Genomic DNA, 2933 nt, shown 5'->3' on the forward strand with positions numbered 1-2933 from the left:
TGCCATGACACTCGATCGGGGCCGGTTGCCCGACCGCCGCGGCGTATTGACGCCGGCATCGGCAATGGGTGACGTTCTGCTGACCAGGCTTCCGGCTGCGGGCGTCGCCATACACACCGCTGTTCTGACGGGTCAGGGCAGGTAAAACCCGCGGATGTGGTACCGGTGACCGCGACCGAGGAGCGCGTTGGCCGCTTGGAGGCCGGACGTGACGGCAGCCTCGATACAGCCGGCGTTGAAGCCCGAGTCGGTCCAGTCACCCGCGAGAACCAGGTTGTCGAAACCGCTTTCGTCGGAACGCAGACGATACCGGTCGGATCCAGGAACCGATTGGACGTATCGATCCGAAGGATCGATGTTGACGCTGACGTGCTGGGTCACCAGCGCTGACGCACCTCGACGGCCGTTGGCGCCAACCAGGAGGTGCCAGGCGAAACCACCCTCCGTGACCGCGCCAGGGAGGTAGAGGCCAACGTGGTTGTCGAGATGGGCGACCGCGTCGTCGAAGACCTTCGCGCGGCAACGGGCGACGTAGTCGTCGGGATCCTCGGTGGTGGGCCACAACGCATTCAGGGCCCCGCAGAAGTACGCCACGGTGTTGGGGCGATCGTCATCTGGCCACTGCTCGGCCCATAGCGTCTGCGGCATCGACGCCCAGGTGTCGAAGGGTGCGACGTAACCACTGGTGGTGACTCCTGGGTGGTCCCACCCCAGCGCCGTCTCCTCGGGCCGAAGCCACAGTTGAAACGCCTGGGTGGCCACGGTGCGCACGTGCTTGGTCATGTCGCGCCAGTGCGGGCTGTGGGCGATCAGCTCTCCCGCGACGACCTCGACCATGCCGAGCGATGCGGCGAACACGACCTGGTCGAAGTCGACGCCCCTACGCAGCACCCGGGTCTCGACGTCCGCGCGCTCGCCGAAATGGGATTCGAGAGCTTCGACCTTCGCATTCACGTCGAGCTGCTCGGCCAGCGGACGGGCCGGAAAGACGGGTAGGCCTGCGACCCTGGTCAGGGGTTCGTACTCCTTCACCCCGTCCGCCAGCCGGGCCTGTCGTCCCATCGTGATCGCCCCTATCGCCTGGTGGTGATTGTCGAGATGCAGGGCGTCGACGCGGTGGAAGAACTCGAACTCGACGCCGCGTCTGCGCAACGCCTGATACAGAGGGGCGATGACGACGTCTCCCATCCCAGCCGTCATCTTCCAGAAGAACGCCCCCTTGTATTGGAAGAGGGCGATCCCGGTGAGCAATACGGCGACCCCGGCGGCCAACGCCGGCCGCTCTTGGTCACCGTCCTCGTATCCGAAGACCATGTCGTAAAGCCCGCGGACGAGCGGAAAGTTCACGACGTCGGGATGGGCGCCGTGGCGAAGAATCCATGCACAGAAGTCCTCGTCGTTGATGGCGCGGAAGCCGCGAGGGTCGGTGACCAGATTGTCGGAGATTATCCCGCGTATCGTCGCCGTCTCGAGGGAGAGAAGCAACCAGATGCGACGGTGATCGGGCCGTCCCTCATAGTCGAGCGCCTCGCGGACCGCCGCCAAGGTCCGGCTCAACACGTCAGCCCGAATTGCTTCTGGAGCATGTGGTTTGACCAATGTCGCGAGCATCGCCACGACACCGCATCGCACCACGTCGAGCCATTGCGTGGTTGAGCTGAGAGAGTCGGGGTCGTCTTCGCCCGAGTCCTTCAGCGATTCGGCGAATTCGAGTATCAGCCGTAGGGCGCGGGTGAGGAATTCGATCGCGGTGAACTCCCGGCCCGTTGCCTTCGACTCGCCGGGCAGCTCGTCGTTGCGGGCAAGGCCGCCGGTCCATACCAACCAATCGTCGGCAATGGGGTCCGCGATGCCGAGGCTGTCGGCCGGAATCAACGCCTGATCCCAGGTGTGGATCGGTGCGCCGGGATCGGTTGTCCCACGGTTGAGTTCGGCATAGCACTCGCGGAGCAGTGCGAACGCGTTGTCGTAACAACCCAACCAGACGTGCAGGCCGTGCTCCTCGATGCGTCCGTGCGGTCCGCGGCTCGAGGCTCCCTTGCCGCCGAGACGCCAGCCGCGCTGATAGACGGTGATCGCATCGAAGCGTTCCTGCCAGCCGGGCTCGCTCAGCCGCCACGCGGCACTCAGCCCGGCCATGCCTCCACCCAGGATGGCGACTCGCCCGCGGCTCCTTGTCACACCAGCAGTGCTCGCGCGCGAGCCAGGTCTGGCCACGTCTGGCCGGCGGGCAGTCGGCGGGAAGCGTCGAACAACGCCGCTCGCGCGGAATCGCCAACGAGCTCGAAGTCATCTGCAGCCGAACGAATTTCGAAGATGTGGGCGCCCTGCTTCTGAGCCAGCTCGATCGAGGTGCGGAAGTGTTGGTGGCGTGCGTCCTCGTCGTCGAGTGTGTGCGCGCGCAAGCGCAACAGCTCCGCGTCGTAGAACTGTATCCAGGTGTCTTGCCCCATCTTCAGCGAGGTGTCCAGGCATTCCCGTGCTGAATCGAGATCCCCTGCGGCGGTGTGCAATCGGGCGAGTACCCCGTCGTGCACGGCGAGGAACGTCTTCACCTCGAAGGCTCGCCAGGTCTGCACGACGGTGGTCATGGTGTCGATGTGCGATTGCAGTGCGGCCCGTCCGGTCTGGCCGGCGGCCAGCGCCACCAGGGCCAGTCCGGCACTCTGCTGGCTCCATCCGACCATGAGCCATTCGTCGAAGTCGTATTGTTTTGCCAGGGAGCTGAGTTCGGCGGCGATCTGGACGCTGTGGGCCGGCTCGCCTGCTTCGTTGCGGAGCACCGCCTCGATCGATCGTCCATAGCAGAGGCTGAAGGCGCCGTGCGGGAAGCCGGCGGCGTGGCTTCTGGCCTCCATCCGTTCCAAGGCAGCTTCGGCTCCGCGGAGATCGCCCTGGACGAACCGCGTGAAGGCGAGAAACGAGTACATCCC

General features: G+C 65.5%; 1 protein-coding gene and 2 pseudogenes. 1 reads left to right on the forward strand and 2 read right to left on the reverse strand.

Features of this window, described 5'->3' with window-relative positions:
• Positions 1 to 145: pseudogene (locus tag ACRDUX_RS24205) on the forward strand (enoyl-ACP reductase); the annotation flags it as partial.
• On the opposite strand, the gene ACRDUX_RS24210 reads toward ACRDUX_RS24205, so the two are convergent.
• Both ACRDUX_RS24210 and ACRDUX_RS24215 read right to left on the reverse strand, forming a co-directional pair.
• Positions 133 to 2217, reverse strand: coding sequence for an FAD-dependent oxidoreductase (locus ACRDUX_RS24210; RefSeq protein WP_526417277.1), 2085 nt, complete (start codon positions 2215 to 2217; stop codon positions 133 to 135). The pseudogene ACRDUX_RS24205 and the gene ACRDUX_RS24210 sit on opposite strands and share 13 nt — an antisense overlap.
• A pseudogene (locus tag ACRDUX_RS24215) lies at positions 2178 to 2933 on the reverse strand (ATP-binding protein); the annotation flags it as partial. The pseudogene ACRDUX_RS24215 and the gene ACRDUX_RS24210, both read right to left, overlap by 40 nt.

This window comes from Mycobacterium sp., from assembly GCF_050701675.1.
In the GTDB taxonomy this organism is placed as follows: Bacteria; Actinomycetota; Actinomycetes; order Mycobacteriales; family Mycobacteriaceae; genus Mycobacterium.